The 20,385-nt window shown below is 60.4% G+C and carries 17 protein-coding genes and 1 pseudogene; 3 read left to right on the top strand and 15 right to left on the bottom strand.

Annotated features, from left to right (window positions below; genetic code table 11):
- Positions 1–8 precede the first annotated feature (8 nt).
- From AC2TC0_RS14945 to AC2TC0_RS15015, 15 genes and pseudogenes are all read right to left on the bottom strand, one after another.
- Complete coding sequence (locus tag AC2TC0_RS14945; RefSeq protein ID WP_484718286.1) at positions 9–3,203, bottom strand: efflux RND transporter permease subunit; 3,195 nt, start codon at positions 3,201–3,203, stop codon at positions 9–11.
- 11 nt (positions 3,204–3,214) lie between these two features.
- Entirely contained in the window at positions 3,215–4,453 is a 1,239-nt protein-coding gene (locus AC2TC0_RS14950) for an efflux RND transporter periplasmic adaptor subunit (RefSeq protein WP_484718287.1), read from the bottom strand.
- A 668-nt stretch (positions 4,454–5,121) separates the two neighbouring features.
- Positions 5,122–5,721: pseudogene (locus tag AC2TC0_RS14955) on the bottom strand (TolC family protein); the annotation flags it as partial.
- Positions 5,722–5,781: 60 nt separating this feature from the next.
- On the bottom strand, positions 5,782–6,192 hold the full coding sequence (locus AC2TC0_RS14960; RefSeq protein WP_484718288.1) for a hypothetical protein: 411 nt from the start codon (positions 6,190–6,192) through the stop codon (positions 5,782–5,784).
- A gap of 45 nt (positions 6,193–6,237) precedes the next feature.
- On the bottom strand, positions 6,238–8,754 hold the full coding sequence (locus tag AC2TC0_RS14965; protein WP_484718289.1) for a heavy metal translocating P-type ATPase: 2,517 nt from the start codon (positions 8,752–8,754) through the stop codon (positions 6,238–6,240).
- Positions 8,751–9,359, bottom strand: a complete 609-nt coding sequence (locus tag AC2TC0_RS14970) for a cation efflux transmembrane domain-containing protein (protein WP_484718290.1) — start codon at positions 9,357–9,359, stop codon at positions 8,751–8,753. The genes AC2TC0_RS14965 and AC2TC0_RS14970 overlap by 4 nt, the downstream gene beginning before the upstream one ends.
- Positions 9,356–9,616, bottom strand: coding sequence for a hypothetical protein (locus tag AC2TC0_RS14975; RefSeq protein WP_484718291.1), 261 nt, complete (start codon positions 9,614–9,616; stop codon positions 9,356–9,358). The genes AC2TC0_RS14970 and AC2TC0_RS14975 overlap by 4 nt, the downstream gene beginning before the upstream one ends.
- 193 nt (positions 9,617–9,809) lie before the next feature.
- Entirely contained in the window at positions 9,810–10,184 is a 375-nt protein-coding gene (locus AC2TC0_RS14980) for a hypothetical protein (protein WP_484718292.1), read from the bottom strand.
- Complete coding sequence (locus tag AC2TC0_RS14985) at positions 10,181–10,555, bottom strand: hypothetical protein (protein WP_484718293.1); 375 nt, start codon at positions 10,553–10,555, stop codon at positions 10,181–10,183. The genes AC2TC0_RS14980 and AC2TC0_RS14985 overlap by 4 nt, the downstream gene beginning before the upstream one ends.
- Before the next feature lie 424 nt (positions 10,556–10,979).
- Positions 10,980–14,225, bottom strand: coding sequence for an efflux RND transporter permease subunit (locus tag AC2TC0_RS14990; protein ID WP_484718294.1), 3,246 nt, complete (start codon positions 14,223–14,225; stop codon positions 10,980–10,982).
- A 1-nt stretch (position 14,226) separates the two neighbouring features.
- A complete protein-coding gene (locus tag AC2TC0_RS14995) occupies positions 14,227–15,396 on the bottom strand; it encodes an efflux RND transporter periplasmic adaptor subunit (protein WP_484718295.1) in 1,170 nt (389 codons plus the stop codon).
- Positions 15,397–15,413: 17 nt separating this feature from the next.
- Positions 15,414–16,622 carry a TolC family protein gene (locus AC2TC0_RS15000; protein ID WP_484718296.1) on the bottom strand — a complete coding sequence of 403 codons (1,209 nt, stop codon included), beginning with the start codon at positions 16,620–16,622 and terminating at the stop codon, positions 15,414–15,416.
- A 69-nt stretch (positions 16,623–16,691) separates the two neighbouring features.
- Positions 16,692–17,030: a hypothetical protein gene (locus tag AC2TC0_RS15005; protein WP_484718297.1), complete on the bottom strand. Its 339-nt coding sequence runs from the start codon at positions 17,028–17,030 to the stop codon at positions 16,692–16,694.
- A 52-nt stretch (positions 17,031–17,082) separates the two neighbouring features.
- Positions 17,083–17,784, bottom strand: a complete 702-nt coding sequence (locus AC2TC0_RS15010) for a DUF3703 domain-containing protein (protein ID WP_484718298.1) — start codon at positions 17,782–17,784, stop codon at positions 17,083–17,085.
- Between the two features lie 95 nt (positions 17,785–17,879).
- Entirely contained in the window at positions 17,880–18,506 is a 627-nt protein-coding gene (locus AC2TC0_RS15015) for a cation efflux transmembrane domain-containing protein (RefSeq protein ID WP_484718299.1), read from the bottom strand.
- A 77-nt stretch (positions 18,507–18,583) separates the two neighbouring features.
- On the opposite strand from AC2TC0_RS15015, the gene AC2TC0_RS15020 reads away from it, so the two are divergent.
- The 3 genes from AC2TC0_RS15020 (at position 18,584) to AC2TC0_RS15030 (ending at position 20,357) form a co-directional block, all read left to right on the top strand.
- Complete coding sequence (locus AC2TC0_RS15020; RefSeq protein WP_484718300.1) at positions 18,584–18,994, top strand: MerR family transcriptional regulator; 411 nt, start codon at positions 18,584–18,586, stop codon at positions 18,992–18,994.
- 124 nt (positions 18,995–19,118) lie between these two features.
- Positions 19,119–19,463: a YnfA family protein gene (locus AC2TC0_RS15025; RefSeq protein ID WP_484718301.1), complete on the top strand. Its 345-nt coding sequence runs from the start codon at positions 19,119–19,121 to the stop codon at positions 19,461–19,463.
- Positions 19,464–20,099: 636 nt separating this feature from the next.
- Positions 20,100–20,357 (top strand): hypothetical protein, encoded by a 258-nt coding sequence (locus AC2TC0_RS15030; RefSeq protein ID WP_484718302.1) that lies wholly within the window; start codon positions 20,100–20,102, stop codon positions 20,355–20,357.
- Positions 20,358–20,385: the final 28 nt, after the last annotated feature.

The raw sequence follows: 20,385 nt of genomic DNA on the forward strand, positions 1-20,385 counted from the left end.
TATCCTGATTATTCAACGGCGGCACGGCGGCGGAAACGATCCCGCCAAGCTGGCTTTGGATTGTCAGCTTCACCGGTCCTTTTTGTATGGACCAAAGCGTAAAGTGCAGGCAGCACCACCAAGGTCAGGATGGTTGACGAGACAATGCCGCCAATCACCACGCTGGCCAGCGGCCGCTGCACTTCCGAGCCGATCCCCACATTCAGCGCCATCGGCACAAAGCCAAGTGACGCCACGAGCGCGGTCATCAGCACGGGCCGTAACCGCGTCAGCGCCCCTTCACGGATCGCATCTTCAAGGCTGCGGCCCTCCTCGCGCAACTGCTTGATGAAGCTGAGCATCACCACGCCATTGAGTACCGCCACGCCCGAAAGTGCGATAAAGCCCACTCCTGCGGAGATCGAGAAGGGTATGCCGCGCAGCAGCAACGCTGCCACGCCGCCCGTGAGCGCCAGCGGCACGCCGGAGAACACGATGGCCGCATCGCGCAGGGAACCAAACAGCGCAAACAGCAGACCCAGGATGAGCAGCAGGGTGATCGGAACCACGATCTGAAGCCGCTGGGTCGCGGATTCGAGCTGTTCGAAGGTTCCGCCATATCCAATCCAATAACCCTCAGGCAGCTCGGCATCGCGCGCCACCACCTGCTGGACTTCGGCAATGAACGACCCCAGATCGCGCTCACGCACATTGACCGTGACAACCGCGCGCCGTTTGCCATTTTCGCGGCTAATCTGGTTAGGCCCGGTGATGTCGGTGATCGTTGCGACTTCGGATAGCGGCACAGTCTGCACCGCCCCACCCGCGATACCGCCACCGGGCAGCGGGATCGGCAGGCGTTCCAGCACCGTGCGATCCTGCCGCAGGTCTTCGGACAGGCGCACGACGATATCGAACCGTCGGTCGCCTTCGAAAATCTGACCCGCGTTGGCACCCGCAGTCGCTGCGGCCACCACTTCCTGCACCGCGCTGACATTGAGGCCCAACTGGCTGAGGCGCGCCCGGTCAGGGACAATTTCAACAAACGGCAAGCCGGTTACCTGTTCCGCCTGCACATCTTCCGCGCCATCGATGCTCGAAACAATGCCAACCACGCGGTCGGCCGCTGCTGACAATTCGTCAAGATCATCGCCTACGATCTTGATCGCAACATCGGACCGAACGCCTGCGATCAGTTCGTTGAACCGCATCTGGATGGGCTGGATAAATTCATACCGCGAACCCGGCACGTTGCGCTGGATTGCCTCGTTCATTTCGGCAACCAATTGTGCTTTGGGCTTGCGCGGGTCGGGCCATTCGTCGCGCGGCTTCATGATGATGAAAGTGTCGGCCACGCTGGGCGGAACTGCATCGGTTGCCACGTCGGCAGTCCCGATTTTGGCGAAAACCAGATTGACTTCCGGGAACTGCTTGATGCGGTTTTCCAGTGCGGCCTGCATCTGCACTGCCTGCGTCAGGCTGGTGCCCGGAATCCGCAGGGCGTGCAGCGCGATGTCTCCTTCATCGAGGTTAGGGATAAATTCCGAGCCCAGCCTTGTTGCTGCCACCCCGCTCAGCACCACAAGAGCGCCTGCGAGTACCAGCACCGTGACGCGGGCGCGCAAGGCCCAATCGAGCAGCGGAGCATAAGCCCGGTTGGCACCGCGCATTACGCGGCTTTCCTTCTCCTCAACTTTGCCGGTGACAAACGTTGCCACGGCGGCGGGCACGAGCGTGAGCGACAGCAGCGCTGCTGCTGTCAGAGCGAGCACTACAGTGATCGCCATTGGATGGAACGTCTTGCCCTCCACCCCGGTCAACGCAAAGATCGGCAGGTAAACGATGGTGATGATGGCGATTCCGAACAGGCTGGGCCTGACGACTTCCGCCGAAGCGCTGGCGGCAAGGCTGAACCGTTCCTCGCGATTAAGCAGACGGCCTAGACTATGTTGGGCCTCACCAAAGCGGCGCAGGCAATTTTCCACGATGATGACCGCGCCGTCGACAATCAGCCCGAAATCGAGCGCACCAAGGCTCATCAGATTACCCGACAAGCCGCCTTCGACCATGCCCGTAATCGTCATCAGGAAGGTGATCGGAATGACCGCTGCCGTGATAAGAGCCGCGCGGATATTGCCCAGCAGGGCAAACAGCACCACGATCACCAGCATCGCGCCTTCGGCAAGGTTCTTTTCGACCGTCCCGATCGTGGCTTCCACCAGCACTGAGCGGTCGTAGACGGTGACCGCAGACACTCCTGCGGGAAGAGACTGGTTCACGACCTTCAGTTGCTCGGCCACTGCCACGCTCACATTGCGCGGGTTTTCGCCGACCAGCATATAGATCGTGCCTAGCACCACCTCGCGCCCGTCCTTGGTGGCCGCGCCCTGTCGGATCTCCGAACCGATGGAGACATCGGCGACATCGGCGATCCGTACAGGTGTGCCAGCGCGATATGCCACGATAATGCCCGACAGGTCCGCTTCGCCGGTCGCATTACCCGGCACCCGGATCACCGATTGCGCGCCCGACCGCTCGACATAGCCCGCACCCACGCTGGCATTGTTGCTTTCCAGCGCCTTCGACAGATCGGCCACAGTCAGACCGAAGCCCGAGAGCCGAGCGGGGATCGGCGCAATCACATATTGGCGGCGATAACCGCCAACCGAGTTGACTTCGGTTACGCCGGGAACGTTGCGCAATTGCGGCCGCACCACCCAGTCATGCAGGGTGCGCAAATCTTCCGCCGTGTAGGGGGTTCCATCGTCCTTGCGCGCGCCCGGTTTGGACTCGAGCGTGTACATGAAGATTTCGCCCAGCCCGGTTGCAATCGGACCAAGCGCGGGCTCCATTCCGGGAGGCAGATTTCCGGCCACCCCTTGCAGGCGTTCATTGACCAATTGCCGCGCGAAATAGATGTCGGTCCCGTCATCGAACACCACGGTGACCTGGCTGAGGCCAGCGCGCGAAACGGAACGCGTGTAGTCGAGGCCCGGTAGACCGGCAAGAGCCGTTTCGATCGGCAAGGTGATGCGCTGTTCCGCCTCCAAAGGCGAGAAGCCCGGCGCCGCGGTGTTGACCTGTACCTGTACATTCGTGATGTCGGGCACGGCGTCGATCTTGAGCCGCCCGAAATTGTAGATGCCCAGCCCTGCAATCAGCAGCGCCACAACAATAACCGTCCATCGCTGCCGGATCGACAGCCTGATGATATTCTCAAGCATGATGTCGCTCCTCAGTGATCGTGGCTTGCGCCGGCTTTTTCGATGTCGGCCTTGATGACGTAGCTGCCCTTGGTGACATAGGCCTGCCCCGGCTTGATCCCGCCCAACACTTCGGTCCATTCCGGCCCGCGCGCGCCCAGTTCGAGCATCCGGACTTCGTAAGTGTTGCCCACCTGCGCAAAAACGACGGTGAAGTCGCGGAACGCCTGCAATGCTTCGGTGCGCACCGCCAGCGGCACTTGCCTGCTCTGGATCGTCACCACCCCGCGTACCCGCATTCCGGGTCGCCAGAACCCGTCGCGATTGGGCAGGCTTGCGCGTGCCAGGAGCGCCCCGGTGGCCGGATCAGCGCCGGGCAAGAAACTGCCCAAGCGCGATGTCGCCGACCGATCACCTTCGAGCAGGCCAAGCTGGATTTGCTGCCCTGCGCGCACCCGTTCCATATCGCGCGGGAAAATGGGGAACACCGCCCGGGTCCGGTTGGGGTCGGCGATTACATAGATCGGATCACTTCCGGCAACATCACCGACATTGGTGCGCCGCTCCACAATCACGCCGCTGACCGGCGCGGTGATCGCATAAATCTGCATGCTCTCGGCGCTTTCGACCCGCGCAAGCACTTGTCCCGCCCGGACGGAATCCCCCACATTTGGCCCGGCACTGACCACCCGGCCCGGAAATTTTGCACCCACGTTGGACGTGGCGGAAGGCTCCAGTTCAACATAGCCGATGATTTCGATCGTTTCGGACAGGCTGGCCGGGCCAACGCGTTCGATTGTGATTCCAGCGGCTTCGGCGGCCTCCTTGGGGAAGGTCACACGGCCCTCGTATGAGGCGTATTCCCAGCGATGGCGGCGGCCGCCTTCACGTGCGGCGACGGTAACGTCAAAGCTGTGTGGTTCGATCACCACGCCGTCGCCCCGCAGGAAATCCTGTTCGGCCGCAAACTTGAAGGTGTTGACCTCCCCGTCGAGCCGTTTGAGCTGGATGGTCAGGTCAACATCGCGCGGCGCAACCGGCTTGTCGCCGCGATAGGCATAAACGCGGTACTCCGGCGGCACACCGTCTTCGAATATGGTCACCTCCAGCGCAAAATCACCATCACGCATCATCCGCCCATTATGCGGACCGCGTTCATATTCCTCTGGAGCAGTGCCTTCGGCCGCCTCGCTGCTTTCAGCCGGGGCATCACCGCAGGCCGTCAGCGGGAAGAGGAGCAGCGCCGCAATCGTCAGTTGGAAAAGTCTCATTGTGATGCCTCCTCGGCCAGATTGCTGAAGCGACCGGTCAGGCGGTCCAGTTCAACCTTTGCTTCATGATATTCGCGTGCAGCGTCGACAGTGCGCATGGCAGCATCGACGGAGGCGGTTTGCGCAGCGGCCAAATCGGCAAAGCTGAAGAAGCCACGCTGATAGCCGACACGAACTTCGCTCAAGGCTTTTTCTGCGAGGGGAAGCACCTGTGTCTGAACAGCCTCAGCCTCTTGACGCGCTTCTTCGACCCGTTGGGCAGCAAGCGTGATTGCGCGCCGAAGGTTGAACATTTCAACCTCTCTTTCGGTATCCACGCGCTGTCGTTCAGCCTGAGCTTCGGCCACACGCGCCTCCGCAAGCCTTCTTCCCCCGAGCGGCACCGATACTCCAAAGACAAAGCCAACATCGCCCGTACCGATAAAGCGCGGCCCGCCACTGAGGGTGAGATCGCGAATGGAATCAGCCTGTCGAACGGCGATGGCTGCGTCAGCCTGTGCACCTCTTGCCTGATAGATTGCAGTGATCAGTGGCGATGGTTCATTTGGCCCGGCAACGGGGGCGAGATCCAGAAACCTGCCTATCGGGACGATCAGCCTGTCAGCACTGCCGCCCCACCATTGGGACAATCGGACCAATGCAGCGTCGCGCGCATGAATGGCAAGTTCCAGGTCCACCTCGGCCTCGGCAACGCTGGCCCGCGCCCGGGTTCCAGCGAAGATTGGATCGCGCGCCGATGCGACACGGCCATCAACCTCGGCTGCAACGCTTTGCGCAATTGCCAGGCGCTCCCGCGCGACGCCGATGGCGGCCTCAGCGGCCTGCACCTTAACAAAGGCAAGCTGAACGTCGGAAATGATCTCAAGCCGTCGGACAACTGCCTGCGCTCGGGCAACATCAATCTGACTGTCGGCAAGAGTGACCCTCGCCTGACGCTTGCCGCCGCGTTCGATCTGCTGGCTGTATGTTCCGGTGATCTGGAACTGGTCGTAGAGACTGTCGGACGGCGGACCGAAGTTTTCGGTCGCAATCTCCAGACTGGGCCTTGGAGGCAAGTCAGCCGCCGCCCGGTTCGCGGTCAATGCATCGACCTGGGCAACAACTGAAGCATTCTGCGGCGCAGCGGCTAGCGCACGCCGAATGGCCTCTTCCAGCGTCAAGTCCTGACCAAATGCAGGTGATGCCACCAAAGCGGCGAGTGCTGCCGGCAAAAGCAGAGCTTTGCTGGTAGCGCGCGTGCCTTTGCACGCACGTATCGGGGAAAACATGGCGAGAAAACCTTGATCGCAAGCATGGGAACGTCCCACGCCTGCTCAAGGCGCGGGAACTCAGGCGGCCAGTTTCAACACCATGGGAGGCCGCTCTGGACCCGGAACGGCAATGCCGTCAACGAGGTGATCTCCAGCGGGGCCGCGCAAGTTTCCAAATAACTTTATGCTGGGAAGTTCATTCGATTGCGTCGCCAAAAGGCTAGGGCCTGCATCGCCATGATGATGATGCCCACCTACCATTTCGCGCCGTTCTTGATCATCTGCTGAATCAGCGGGATCATCGTCTGCGTGGTGACCAGCCTCCATGACGAGCACATCACTCAGCATCGAATGTTCATGTGCCGAAGCCTGAACTTCAGAATGCTGAAGTGAGTTTGCCAACTGCGAGGTGGAGCTGCCCGCATACACGAGTGCTAACGCCAAACACAGCAAGGCAAAGAGGCGCTTGACGCGAAGAGGTTTACTCACAGACCCCAACATCCTCTAACCATGGGCGCGAGGTCGTGCAAGAAATTAGAATCTAGTTGCGAAGGATGCGCTGCCTGCCGGGTCACGGTAACCCAGCAGCCTGAGCGCATTGATCACGACGAGCAGCGTCGATCCCTCATGAACCGCCACTGCTGGCCCAATGCCGAGGCCGAGAATGGTGGCAGGCACGAGGAAGGCGACGACACCGAGGCTGACGAAGACGTTCTGCCGGATGATTCCGCGGGTGTGTCGGCTAAGGCCAACCGCGAATGGTAGGTGTGCCAGATCGTCGGCCATCAGGGCCACGTCGGCTGTCTCCAGCGCCACGTCCGAACCCGCCGCTCCCATCGCGATGCCGACCGTCGCGCTCGCCATCGCCGGCGCATCGTTGACGCCGTCGCCCACCATCGCGACCATGTCTTCGCCGGCAAGCTTCTTGATTGCCGCGACCTTGTCTTCCGGCATGAGATCGCCCCATGCCTCGTCGATACCGACTTCGGCGGCGATCGCTTCGGCTACCTTCTGGTGATCGCCGGAGATCATTATCATCCGCGACACGCCCATCTTGTGCAACCGACGCAGCGCGGTCTTGGCAGCTTCGCGAGGAGTGTCCATCAGGCCGATCGCACCTAGGTCGCGATCCCCTTTGCGGACCGCCATTGTCGTGCGGCCGTTCTCACGCAACTTCGCGATCGCGTCCTGCGCGCCCTGCCCCAGCGCCGGAATGCCATCATTCCCGAACATCTCCGCCTTGCCGATCAACACCGTTTCGCCATCCACGCTCGCAAAGACGCCACGACCAATCAGGCTCTTTAGATCGCTGGCAGTAGGCAAAGTGCGGCCGTTCAAGCGTTCGCCTCCGTCTTTAACGATGGCTTGGGCCAGCGGATGATCACTCAGCGCCTCAACGGCGACGGCCAGTGCCAGAAGCTCATCTTCGTCGGTCCCATCGATGGGAACGATATCGGTAATACGCGGACGCCCCTCGGTTAGCGTGCCTGTCTTGTCGAAGGCGATTGCCTTCACGGAGCCGAGGTTTTCCAAGGCTGCACCGCCCTTTATCAACACGCCTCCGCGTGCTGCGCGCGCGACGCCGGACAGGACCGCACTCGGCGTTGCGATGGCGAGCGCGCATGGGCTTGCCGCCACCAGCACCGCCATCGCGCGATAAAAGCTGTCGCGGAACGGCTCGTCTACGACTACCCAAGCGAAAAGCAGGAGCACAGACAGGATCAGGACAATAGGTACAAAGATCCGCTCGAACCGGTCGGTAAAGCGCTGTGTTGGCGACTTTTGCGTCTCCGCTTCGCTTACCATCTTCACGACCCTAGCGAGGGCGCTTTCACTGGAACGGCGCGTCACTTCGATCTCGATCGCGCCGCCGCCGTTGATCGTACCGGCAAAGACCCGGCTTTCCGCATCTATTGAATCGAGCTTGGCTCGTGCAGCTGCGGCGTCTGCGACCGGCACCTTGTCGACCGGGATACTTTCGCCCGTCACCGGAGCCTGGTTGATTGCACTCGTACCCTTGATAACGAAGCCGTCAGCAGGCAGGCGCTCGTTCGGGCGGACGATGGCAATGTCACCGACGACCATCTGCTCGACCGGGATCTCGCTGGTCTGCCCGTCGCGTCGCACGGTCGCGGTTTCTGGCGCGAGCTTCGCCAGCGCCTCGATCGCCTTCTTGGCGCGGCCCATTGCATAATGCTCAAGCGCGTGGCCGAGGCTGAAAAGGAACAGTAGCAGCGCACCTTCGGCCCATGCACCCAGCGCACCGGCGCCGGCGGCAGCGACCAACATCAGCGTATCGATCTCGAACTTCCTCATCCTGAGGTTGTCGATCGCCTCTCGCACCGTAAAAAATCCGCCAAAGAAATAGGCCGCGATGTAGCAGGCGGTTGGCATCCATTCTGGTGCGCTGGCAACCAACCTTTCGATCGCAAAGCCGATCCCCAGCAGCACGCCGCAGGCGAGCGCAAAGATCAGCTCGGTATTCGGACCAAGAAACTCCGGGTGGCTATGGTCGTGGCCATCGCCGGGGCCATGCTTCTCGTCGGTCACGTCGTGCCCTACGGGACCGTGGTTATGGCCGGCATGGTCGTCGGCAGCCACCCGATTGCGTACGCCGACCTTCAATTTGCAGAGCGCAGCGAGGACCTCCTCTTCGGTGGTCTCGCGGCGATCGTACTCGACCCGAACCGAGCCACTGGTGCTGGCGCTTGCCTGGATGACGCCGGGCAAAGCGCACAGCGCATCGCTTACCGTGCGCGCCCGGCGCTCGTGATCAATACCGGTAACCTGCCAGATCGAATGGCCGAAGCGTTCGGTGATCTCGGCGCCTGCGGCGCGCACCATTTTGCGCAAGCGCGGCAGTGGTAGCTTGGCAGGGTCGAAATGGATGCACAGCGCCGCCGGCGTGTCGCCGTCAAGGCATATCACATGCGCCCGCTCTACGCCTTCGCGCACGGACAGGGTCGACAGCAGACGGTCCAGGCAGGCATCGGCTGCATCAGGCAGGTCCGGCAACAGCACTGGAATATCGAGTTCGAGCTTGTCGTTCATGACGACCCCCTTTCGCTTCCCTTGGTTTCGGTGCGTGCGTCGCGCAGGATTTCGACGCCGCCCATAATAGCGATGAGGGCGGTGGCGAGGCCGACCAGCAGGTCCGGCCAGTTAGTGCCCAACCAGAACACAAGCATGCCGGCGATCAGGATGCCGCCATTGGAAATGAAGTCGTTGAAGCTGAAGGTGGCGGCGGCCCTAAGGTTGACGTCCGGATCCTTGAGACGCTGAAGCAGCCGCAGGCAGAGGTAATTCACGGCGCCAGCGATCGCGGACATGACCATCATGGTCGGTCCGATGGGCTCGCTGCCTTGCACATAACGCCGTCCGACATCGATCAGAATACCGCCCGCAAAGATCAGAAGCATGACGCCCGACGCCATTGCCGCGCGCGTTTTCCATGTCTGGCCGCGGGTGAGCGCTACGAGGCTCAGCGCATACACAGCCGTATCGGACAGGTTGTCGGCGCCGTTGGCGATCAGCGCGCTCGAGTCCGCGAAGAAACCCGAAACGAAGAAGCCCGCAGCGATCGCTGCGTTCAGCAGCAGGACGATCCAAAGTGTCCGGCGTTCCTGCTCACCATTGTCGTCTTTGTCCGGGATCATCCCAATATCTCCTCAAGGGTCAGCAGGGCCAGGAAGCCGCCGAAAAACATCCAGCTGATAAGCAGGGTGGCGAGTTTCTCGGGCGTCTCAACGAACATCCCTTCCGTGATGAGGTAAAGCAGTGCCATCAGTCCCAAGCTGAGAACGCGTGCCTTGCGCAACATCGAAAGCCTGGCGCTCGGCAGCAACTGCGGGGCGGTTCGGTTACCCCTCGCCTCATCACAATTATTTTGTTCGGTGGTGGTCGCTTTCAGCATTCCAGTTTCCCCGGCTCCCAAGGCTGCTGCGATTGTCCAGTGTCCAAGACTGATGGAAGCAGCGATCCGTATTCAGGCCTGATCCGCCGTTGGCAACGCTTCCCCAATAGCAAAGGCTGTCGCAGTTGCATGGTCCACATTGTGCTGAGCAACGCCCTCCTGCTGCACGCGAGGTATCGGAACTTGGGACCGCTCATCTGACGCCCTTGCGCGCACAAGTTCGGCTTGGGCCGTCGCCTCCTTCGATGATGAGTTCCGAACCGTTGAAGATCACCGTCGCCGTTTCGCCGACATAGGGCAGGCCTTGGGCTGGCGCTGTCAGCGTCATCGGGGTTTCGCCGAGGGCGGTCCGCAAATCAATCTGCAATCCATCGTCCTTGTAACTGACGAGCAGCGGTTCCCCGTCAGAACATTGAAAGGGATGCCATGCAATTTCCCCGGACGCCGCAGCGCCATCGAACGAATGGATCTGCTGCTCAGTTGGCGAGTTTGGCGGATTGCTTTCAGAGCAAGTCGCCGAGCCGACAAAAAGCAAGAGGACAGGAATCGCCAGTTTCCAGGCTTTCATTGCATCATCCTCACGATACGGTGGGAAACATACAGCCGACCGCGCCTACCAAAGGCAGGCTGACCCACACGCCAGACGAGATTAGGTTCAAGCCAATTGGCGGGCTCGGCGATGAGGAAAAGCACGCGAAGAAACATGATTGCCGCAGACGTCATAAAGGACGCGATGCGAAGCGTGCAGCTAAGCTTAAAATCAATGCGGCAACGATCCCCATTCGGCTCATCTCGCTGTCGGAGCGTATACAGCCAAGCAACGGCATCGGCTGTTGCTGCACATAAACAGGTCAGTACGCTTATTTGCAGACTTTCGCTTTCAAACAGCGTCTTGCGTGCATTCTGTTGGCCGAACCACTGCTTGGTGGTCGCAATCATTTCAGCGTTTGGCTTGTTCTGTGGCAGATTCTAGCGCGCCTTCGGGGCATCGATGAAAAACACGCTGACCACCCCGGTAGTTTTTGATGATCAATTTGTCGGGCATTCGGATTCCCACTTTAAGCCGTTTTATCTCGTTCGCCTTCATCATGTCAGAAAAAGGCATATGGCTTTTGCGTGTAGCCGAGGGCGGTGGCCCCGGTTTTCGAAAGGCCGGTCACGAACGGACCTTTATCCGGGAGCATAACCTCGGAATAACAGCCGGCTGCAAGAAAAGCCCATGCAGGAGGGGCTTCGCAATTTTTGGTCTCGCCCAGGCTCCAGACACCGGGCACGAGAGGAGCATCGGCTGTGGCGGCTGTAGCCGGGACGGCGAGCGCCCCGGCGACTATCAAAGCCAACTGGAGTATTCTTCCTTTCCTCATCATTTTGCGGGCAGCTCACTGCCAAATTGATCGATGTCGCTATACTCGCCAGCCTCGTGATGCTTGTGTTTCCCTTTCAACAGCAGCTTGCTGATGGCAGGCAGCACAAACAATGTGAGGATGGTCGACGTAATCAAACCGCCAATGACTACGACCGCCAGCGGCTTCTGCACTTCTGCGCCTTTGCCGGTGGCGAGCGCCATCGGGACAAAGCCAAGTGAGGCAACTGTCGCCGTCATGATTACCGGACGCAGCCGCTTGATGGCACCTTCTTTTATCGCAATAGCCAGCGGCCGCCCACTCTCAATCAACTCGTTGATTGTGGTCATCATCACCAGTCCGTTCAGAACAGCAACGCCCGAAACCGCCATCAAACCGACCGCCGCCGAAATTGAGAAGGTCAAGCCCGTCAGGAACAACGCCAGCAATCCTCCAGCCAACGCCATTGGAACAGCCGAGAAAATCGTTGTTGCTTGCCTTACGCCTCCAAGCGCGAACGCCAGAATCGCAAAAATAGTCAACAGAGCCGCTGGGATAATGATCGAAAGCCGTTGGCTTGCAGCTTGCAGATTTTCATATTGCCCGCCCCATTCGATTGAACTGCCCGGCGGTAGCTGGACCTGCGAAGCTATCTTCGACTGGGCCTCGTTGACGAAAGACCCCAGATCGTTGCCGCGGACATTGGCCTGAACGACAACGCGTCGCTGGCCGTTCTCACGGCTGATCTGATTGATTCCTTCCGACAACGAGAAACTCGCCACGGCATTTAAGGGAACGGACGCCCCCTCTTGCGGAAGCATGACGGGCAAGGCGCCGACAGCGTCGAGATCGTTGCGGCTCATGTTCGGCATTCGAACGACAATGTCGTAGCGCTGATCGCCTTCAAAAACGAGCCCCGCTTCTCTGCCACCAAGGGCCGCAGCGACGGTGTCGGTGACGTCCTGCAACGTCAGGCCGTAGCGGGCAATGGCGTCACGGTCGAATTTGACATCGAGTTGCGGAAAACCCTCTGTCTGCTCGACCTTGACGTCGGCTGCCCCTGGCACAGTATTCAGCACAGCCGCTACCTGTGTTCCTACCGCAGTAGCTGCATCGAGATCATTACCGTAAATCTTGATCGCAATATCGCCGCGAACACCTGCGATCAGTTCGTTGAAACGCAACTCGATTGGCTGGCTGATCTCGAACGCACTGCCAACCAAGGGCTTTACCTTGGCTTCGATGCGTTCGATCACTTGGTCCTTGCTGTCGATGCCGTCTGGCCACTGGTCTTTCGGCTTCAGAATGATGAACGAGTCCGAGATATTCGGCGGCATCGGATCGGTCGCGACCTCAGCCGTCCCAGTCTTAGAATACATGTACGCTACCTCCGGGAGCGTCACGATAGCGCGTTCGATATTGCGCTGTAGTGCCAGCGACTGGTTGAGCGAAGTCGACGGAATGCGGATCGCCTGCATTGCAACATCGCCTTCATCGAGCTGAGGAATAAACTCCCGGCCAAGCATGGTGAACGCAAGACCCGCCAGCACTAGCGACGCCAGACCTGCGCCAATCCAAGGCCATGGCCGTGCAATCGCCCTGTCGAGCAAAGGCTCGTAGCGTCCGCGAACAAAAGCGATGGCCTTGACCTCCTTTTCGTCGACCTTGCCCCGAATAAGCAGTGCCACCATTGCCGGGACGAAGGTCAGCGACAAAACGAACGCACCGGCCAGCGCAAGCATGACCGTTGTTGCCATCGGCGAGAACATCTTGCCCTCTACTCCTGTGAAGGTCAGCAAAGGCGCGAAGACGAGGAAGATAATGGCCTGCCCATAAATGGTGGGCTGGACCATCTCGCGCGATGCCTCGAACACTTCATGCAGACGTTCGGGCAATTTCAACAAACGCCCTTCATGATGTTGTCGCTCCGCCAATCGTCGCAGGCAGTTTTCGATGATGATGATCGAGCCATCGACAATCAGGCCAAAATCGAGCGCCCCCAAGCTCATCAAGTTGCCAGATGTACCCGTCGCGTTCATGCCCATTGCCATCATCAGGAACGACAATGGAATAACGAGCGTCGCGATGATCGCCGCCCGGATATTTCCCAATAGCCAGAACAGCACCGCGATAACCAGCAACGCACCTTCCAGCAGGTTCTTTTCCACCGTCCAGATGGTCTCGTTGACCAACTTGGACCGATCAAGCACCGTCTTGATTTTGACCCCAGGCGGCATCGTTTTGGCAATCTCGTCGAGCCGCTGTGCTACTGCATCAGCAACAATCCGGCTGTTACCGCCCGCAATCATCAGCGCGGTGCCGACTACCACCTCGTTGCCGTTTTCCGACGCGGCACCGGTGCGCAGATCTCCTCCGGTGCGGACAGTGGCGACATCGCGCACTGCCACAGGATTGCCGCCGCGGGTGGCTACCGTGGCGCGGCCGATCTCATCAAGCGTTCGAATCCGCCCGTCGGCCTTGACCAGATATGCCTCGCCGCCGCGTTCAACAAAATTTGCACCGACCGAGATATTTGCCTTTTCCAGTGCCTGTGCAAGTTCGGAAAAGGAGATGCTGTAGGTTGCAAGCTTTGCCGGATCGGGTTCGACCACAAATTGTTTTTCATACCCGCCGATACTGTCGATCCCCGCTACGCCTTGGACCGAACGCAGCTGTGGCTTGATGACCCAGTCCTGTACTGTGCGTAGATAGGCAAGCTTCGACACATCGTCGCTCAGCATTTGCCCTTGAGGGGTCAGATAGCTGCCATCAGGCTGGAAGCCCGATTTGCCAGCGACTTTTGGATTCGCTTTGGTGCCGCTACGTTCATATTCTACAACATACATCAAGACCTCACCGAGCCCGGTGGTTACCGGGCCCATTTGCGGTTCCGCACCTTCGGGCAGGCTATCCTTAGCCTGAGTAAGGCGCTCGGCGACTTGTTGACGCGCAAAATAAAGGTCAGTGTGCTCTTCGAATACGACAGTGACTTGGCTGAAACCGTTGCGTGAAATCGACCGCGACGTTTCAAGGCCAGGTATCCCCGCCATCGCGGTTTCGACCGGGAAAGTAACGAGACGCTCGATATCAAGCGGACCCAGCTCCGGTGCGACCGTGTTGATCTGCACTTGTTTGTTCGTGATGTCGGGTACTGCATCAATTGGCAGTTTCAGCAATTGTGAGACGCCGAATGCTGCGACAAGCAAGGTGATGACGACGACTGCCCAACGGAAGCGTATGGACGCGTCAAGGATTTTCTCAATCATATCAATGCTCCGCCTCGCCTTTGCCGAGTTCGGCTTTGAGAAGGAACGCGCCCTTGGTCGCGATCACATCGCCGGGCTTCAACCCGTCAACGATCTCGATCCGGCCACCACCGCGCTTGCCAGTTCCGACGGGCGTTGCCTGAAAGCCTTTGTCGGTTTTTACGAACACGACTTCCTTGCCCTCGACGGTTTGCACCGCCTCTTCGGGGATTGCGATCAGGGCATTGTCGCCACCGCCGCGCGGTTTGATACGAGCACGAAGACCTTGACCGGCCGTCAGCCCGCCGATGCCTTGTGGGGTCAGAACGATGGTCGCTGTCTTGCTGTCCGGGTCCAGACTTGGTGTCGCCGAGCGGACCACAGCGGTCACAGTTTCACCGCCAAGAAGTTCGATGACGGCGGTATCACCGGGCTTGATGCGCCGCGCGTCAGCAGCCAGCACCGATGCGTTGATCTGGATGCGGTTCGGATCGGAAACGCGGAACAGCTCGGTCCCTGCCAGCACATAAGAACCCAGTTTGGCATCTGCCCTGGTCACACGCCCTGAAATCAGGCTTACGACACCCAAGGTGCGACCATCGCCTGACACTTTTGCGGCGGACGCCGCCGACTGTGACCGCCGCGCCTCTGCTTCGGCTGCGGCAAGCACCGCTTGCGCGCCCTCAAGATCTTGCCGCGCGGAAACCTTGGCGTCGAACAGCATTTTCTCACGCGCGTAGTTCGAGCGCGCCAGCGCGAGATTGGCCGACGCCGAACTGCGTTCTGCGGCAATCGACGCAGCATCGCGGCTCTCCATGACCGCCACTGCTTCACCGGCACGCACGAAGTCGCCCAGTTGGCGGTTGATGCGAACCACAGCTCCATCGGCACGTGCGGTTAGCACCGCTTCGCCTTCTGGCGTCGAGGCAACGACGCCTTGCGCCAGTATCTCCGCACCAAGTCCGCCCGATTGCAAGGCCTCGGTGACGATACCAGCGGCTTTGGCGCGAGATTCCTCCATCAGGATTTGGCCTTCGACATGGCCTTGCTCTTCGGCCTCTTCGGTCGGTACTGCCGCGGCAGGCGTCGTGTCCGGAGCGAGCATTGTGCGGCCAAGCAAGACGCCTCCCCCGGTCAGCACCACTGCGGCTGCTGCAGCTATGGCAAGCGAGCGTTTTGAATTATTAGTCATATCCATGATAATGTCTTTCACTGCGCGGTGGCGCGGTTGAGCGCGGCGATCGCGCGGGCCCGGTCGAGCCGGGCATCGATGATGGAACGGCGCGCCGTGGTCAGCGCGCCTTGGGCGTCGAGCAATTCGAGCAGCGAGAAGCGCCCGGCATTGTAACCGATCTGCGCCAGCCTCACCGCCTCTTCGGCTTGGGCAAGGCCGGGCCCTTCAAGCGCGGTCAGCCGCGTCTCGGCAGCTTCGACCAGCATTTGTGCCTGCGCCCGTTCACGCCGCGCTTCGGCCCGGACCCGTTCTGCCTGAAATTCGGCTGCGGTCTCGTCCGCTCGCGCCGCCTCGATCCCGCCGCGATTGCGGTCACGGATCGGAATTGGCAGCGATACGCCCGCAACAAGGGCAGTATCGCGCCCGTCATTGAAACGCCGCAGCCCGCCGCTCACCGTGACATCAGGAACAGCGGCCGACTGCGCCAGCGTCACCCGCGCTGCAGCAACGCGGCGTTCCGCCTCGGCAAGCCGCTCGTCGATGCCGATAAAGGCAGGATCGTTTGTTGGTCGAAGTTGCTGCGGCGCGCCCACTGCGGCCGTCAGTTCCGCATCATCTGACCCAACCAGCACCGCAAGGTTTCGACGCGCAGCAAGCATGAGGCTGAATGTCTGAACCTCGGCCGCGCGCGCTTCGGCGAGTGCCGCTTCGGCGCGCAATTGCCGGAGCGGCGGATCGCGGCCCGCTTCGACCAGAATGCGCGCCGTGTTGGCAAGCGATGACGCTTGCGCAGCATTGTCGCGCGCTAGCTTTGCCTGATCCGTCGCCGCTGCCAACTCGGCAAAAGCCAGTTCAACGTCGCGCACCAGATCGATACGTTCGCGCAGCAGGGCCAGCGCCGACAAGTCACGCTCGCTTGCGGCAACCGACCGCCTGGCGCTTCGCTTGCCCCCGATCTCGAGCTGCTGGCTAAGCGCCAGCGTGGTTTGTGTGCTGTCCAAGCCCCGGAAGGGACCGCTTCCGGCGAAATCCTCGACCTCAAGGCTGACTTGCGGATTGGGACCGACATTGGCCTGACGCGTGCGCGCTTCGGCAGCGTCGACACGCGCCTCAGCTGCTGCCAGGCGCGGTTGACTTGCAATGGCACGCTCGATCGCAGTCTCGAGCGTGATGGGTTCGGCCATGGCTGGAAAGGCAGTGACCAGCGCCGCAGCCATAAGGGCGGCGCGCAAGGATATTGGCATGAAGAGCTCCTGAACTTGACGACAACCGGCGTGAGAGCGCGGGGCTCCTCACGCTGCGGTGGTACAAGTTCAGGCTGAAGGCGGTTGAAGCGGCGGCGCTTGCGCCAAAGAGCTCAGGATTGCGCTGTCGAACGGACGAACCGCAAGGCGGGCAGTTGCAATCTCATCGAACGTTACCGAAGAGTCGGAATCGAGACCGACACTGCAATGATGATGGGCCATCGCATGGCACGGAGCATTTTCGTCGTCGGGCGCATGATCACGATGCTTCTCTTCGGCGTGACCGACGACGTCGGCCGCCGCAATGACGGCTCCGGAAGGCAAGGCATCATGCGCCATCGACGGCGATTCAATGCCGCCAAACGCCAGTCCAATCGCCAGCCAGACCAGAAGAAGTGCGCGCACCATCACGAGCGCACTAGCTTGGAAGGGTTAATCAAGCAATCTGATTGGTGGATTGTCATGAGATCATGTCCTGATGGCGCATTGCTTCGGCCAAATCGGAAGGGATCGGCATCGGCGCAAACGCGCTCACTGTCGATCGCCCGGTGTTACCCACCGGCAACCGGCCCGTCAGCGAACCGAGCGGGGCCAGAATGATCCGGACCATCTGGCCCAGCGCTTCGCTCCAATCGCGCCGTCGGATGGCAAACCCAAGCATTGCACCATGACTGGTGAGATGCGGACCCAGAAAAGGCTGCGAAACAATATGCACCCGCTCCAGAAGGTGCCAGGAACGATCATTATCGCCCGCTTCTACCGCTGAACGGTATGCCGCCATTTCTGCCGAGATCACCCGCCGCGCAGCAAGGCTCTTGGAAAGCCCCCGCCAGCGTCGCTGCCGGTGCCAATAGAAGATTTGCGCAAAGGCCCAGATGAGCGGGGTCTGGGCTCCGGCCGAAACTTCGACCTCGTCGCTGTAGCGCGTTCCCCCGTTCGGATCCGGCGCGACGGTGATCCAATGATCCCACTTGGCAATGAGGGCACTATGCCCATCATCACGAAGTCGCTTTGGCCATTCGCTGTCGTCAGCGTCATGCAAGGACGTGACGATCCACTGCGTCCCGAAGGGAATGATACCAAACAGCCGAAGCTTGACCTGGTAGCGCCCGCCGGGCTGAAATCTGTTGAGCTCCATACCGTCGGCTGGGATGAAACGCATCAGCGGCCAAGCAACGTGCTGCAGCAAGGCCGCAGTCTGAACTTCCGCCCAGACCGTCTCTGGCCGAAGCGCGATATGGGTCGAACGGGAAACCTTCATGCCACAACGCTCCCAAGCTCACGCCGTGCCTGCCCGACAATCTGGATACCGCCGCTGATCCCGAGCAGCGCCAGAATCGCTGCAACAATGAGGTCGGGCCAGGCTGTCCCGGTGCCGAACACGCCAAGTGCGGCTGCCATGACGGCGATATTGCCGATCGCGTCATTGCGCGAGCATATCCAGACCGAGCGCATGTTCGCGTCTCCAGTGCGAAAACGGTAGAGCATGATGGCGACACCGGTGTTGGCCGCCAGCGCGAGCGCGCCGATGACTCCCATCAGTTCAGGCTCGGGTGCAGCTCCGCCGAGCGCCGCCAGAACGGCTGTGATCATGACCCAACCACCCAGACCAATGAGGGCGAGCCCCTTGGCCAGCGCCGCCCGCGCGCGCCATGCCAGCGCCATCCCGGCGACCAGCAGGCTGATCGCATAATTGGTGGCATCGCCCAGAAAATCGAGTGCGTCCGCCTGCAACGCACGGCTGTCAGCAGCGGCCCCTGCCGCCATTTCCACCGCGAACATGCCGGCGTTCACGCCGAGCGCGATCCACAAGGCCCTGCGCCAGCGCGGGTCGTTCAGAGTTGCCGTCGTTCCGCACGCGGCCTTGCAGCAATCATCAGCCATCTTTTTGCCTTCTCGACAATCCGCGAGTCGGCATTCTATCTACACCCTGTAGCAACTACAGGGTCAAGCCCGAAGGAGTGGCAGTGAAAATTGGCGAACTCGCGAGCGCCACGGCGACGAAGGTTGAGACGGTGCGCTATTATGAAAAGATCGGGCTGTTGCCGCCACCCGCCCGGACAAGTGCCAATTACCGTGCCTATGGCAATGATCATCTGGCGCGCCTGTCGTTCATCCGCCGCGCCCGCGATCTCGGTTTCACGCTCGAAGCCGTGCGCGAACTGCTCACGCTGTCGGATGACAAGGCCCAATCCTGCGATGCAGTTGACGGCATAGCGCGTGTCCACCTCACTGAAATCGATCGCAAGGTTACCGATCTGACCGCGCTGCGCGGCGAGCTTGGTCGGATCATCGGATCCTGCCGTCACGGGACGGTGGCCGAATGCAAGATCATCGAAATCCTGGCCCCGCGCACTGTGCCCACGAAGTGATGGACGATCGCTCCACCGGCGACGCTGCTTAGACCTCACGTTCATGTGTGCGGCAGGCGGCGTTGACGATACTGCGACACTCAGCGATGGTCTGAACATGCTCGCTACCTCCACGGATCAATTCATGACCATGCCAACCCTGCAAACCGCACTTATCTATGCCTTGGCCGCACTGGCAGAAATCGCCGGTTGCTTCTCGTTTTGGGCGTGGCTGCGGCTCGACAAATCTGTCTGGTGGGTTGTGCCGGGCATGGTGTCGCTCGCCATATTCGCCTGGTTGCTGACGCTGGTCGATACTCCTGTCGCCGGCCGAGCATACGCAGCCTATGGGGGTGTCTACATCGCCGCATCGCTGATATGGCTTTTGAGCGTCGAAGGCGCACGGCCCGACCGCTGGGATATCATTGGCGCCGCGATTTGCCTTGCCGGAGCAGGACTGATTTTGATGGGTCCAGGACGATCAGCCTAAAACTCGCCAAACCCGGTGGATATGCCCAACAGCGCATCATGGAGCCAAGACTTACAAAATCTCAACTTGCTAGGCGCACACCAGCTCGCCTGAGACATTAACGCACCACGATTTGCTTCAGTGTAACCCTTTCATCGGTATCAGCGAATTGACAGAAGTCGCCGATCAGTCCACTTTCAAGGCTTAGATGAAAACCTTATTTCGCCATCTCTTGCTGCTGGGAGCCTTGTGTGGGCTGCTATGGCAAGGCGTGGCTTACGCGTCACCGCCCTGCGCGGAAATGCAGCACGACCAGACTATTGTGATCGATATGCCCGACGCCATGGTGGGGATGCCCGATTGCATGGATGCCGAAACGCAATCTCATGACGACGGTCCGCCCTGCAAGGATATGAAAGCTGGCTGTTTTGCGATGGCGGGCTGTGCACCACTAGTTGGTCTCGGCTCGCTACCGTTTGCCGACAGCGCATTCTTCGGCGCTGCGGCGGTGCATGATTGTTCGCCTAGCGCGGTTTTGGATGGGCGCGCCGAAGCACCAATCCCGGACCCCCCTACTATCCTTGGATGAACAGACCTGTGTCCGGCGGCTTCGATGCCGCGACGGACGCATAATTGATTCAACCAAGGACACTCAACATGAAAACTTTGCTCACTATCGCTGCCGCTGTTGCAGCAATCACTTCTGCTTCGACCGCATCCGCACATGAACGTGGACCCGGCCACTGGGAATGGCAACATCGTCCGGTCTCCGGTCCGAACAAGTCAAACCTGCCGTCACAAGTCCGCGTATGGGTTAAAGACGCACCTACTATGGCCAATTGCGACTGCGCGATGATGCGCGAAGCGGTCACTCGGCAAAAATGCGCGGAAACGCCCGACCACTCACGGGGCTGAGGCCTGGTCTCCCTGCTGGTGTTATGAC

It is taken from the genome of Sphingopyxis sp. sgz302558 (assembly GCF_057220455.1).

What these genes read in the sequence shown, in the direction of transcription:
- AC2TC0_RS14945 (WP_484718286.1), bottom strand. Translation starts at nt 3,203, where the DNA reads ATGCTTGAGAATATCATCAGGCTGTCGATCCGGCAGCGATGGACGGTT.
- AC2TC0_RS14950 (WP_484718287.1), bottom strand. Translation starts at nt 4,453, where the DNA reads ATGAGACTTTTCCAACTGACGATTGCGGCGCTGCTCCTCTTCCCGCTG.
- AC2TC0_RS14965 (WP_484718289.1), bottom strand. Translation starts at nt 8,754, where the DNA reads ATGAACGACAAGCTCGAACTCGATATTCCAGTGCTGTTGCCGGACCTG.
- AC2TC0_RS14970 (WP_484718290.1), bottom strand. Translation starts at nt 9,359, where the DNA reads ATGATCCCGGACAAAGACGACAATGGTGAGCAGGAACGCCGGACACTT.
- AC2TC0_RS14975 (WP_484718291.1), bottom strand. Translation starts at nt 9,616, where the DNA reads ATGCTGAAAGCGACCACCACCGAACAAAATAATTGTGATGAGGCGAGG.
- AC2TC0_RS14980 (WP_484718292.1), bottom strand. Translation starts at nt 10,184, where the DNA reads ATGAAAGCCTGGAAACTGGCGATTCCTGTCCTCTTGCTTTTTGTCGGC.
- AC2TC0_RS14985 (WP_484718293.1), bottom strand. Translation starts at nt 10,555, where the DNA reads ATGATTGCGACCACCAAGCAGTGGTTCGGCCAACAGAATGCACGCAAG.
- AC2TC0_RS14990 (WP_484718294.1), bottom strand. Translation starts at nt 14,225, where the DNA reads ATGATTGAGAAAATCCTTGACGCGTCCATACGCTTCCGTTGGGCAGTC.
- AC2TC0_RS14995 (WP_484718295.1), bottom strand. Translation starts at nt 15,396, where the DNA reads ATGACTAATAATTCAAAACGCTCGCTTGCCATAGCTGCAGCAGCCGCA.
- AC2TC0_RS15000 (WP_484718296.1), bottom strand. Translation starts at nt 16,622, where the DNA reads ATGCCAATATCCTTGCGCGCCGCCCTTATGGCTGCGGCGCTGGTCACT.
- AC2TC0_RS15005 (WP_484718297.1), bottom strand. Translation starts at nt 17,030, where the DNA reads ATGGTGCGCGCACTTCTTCTGGTCTGGCTGGCGATTGGACTGGCGTTT.
- AC2TC0_RS15010 (WP_484718298.1), bottom strand. Translation starts at nt 17,784, where the DNA reads ATGCGTTTCATCCCAGCCGACGGTATGGAGCTCAACAGATTTCAGCCC.
- AC2TC0_RS15015 (WP_484718299.1), bottom strand. Translation starts at nt 18,506, where the DNA reads ATGGCTGATGATTGCTGCAAGGCCGCGTGCGGAACGACGGCAACTCTG.
- AC2TC0_RS15025 (WP_484718301.1), top strand. Translation starts at nt 19,119, where the DNA reads ATGACCATGCCAACCCTGCAAACCGCACTTATCTATGCCTTGGCCGCA.
- AC2TC0_RS15030 (WP_484718302.1), top strand. Translation starts at nt 20,100, where the DNA reads ATGAAAACTTTGCTCACTATCGCTGCCGCTGTTGCAGCAATCACTTCT.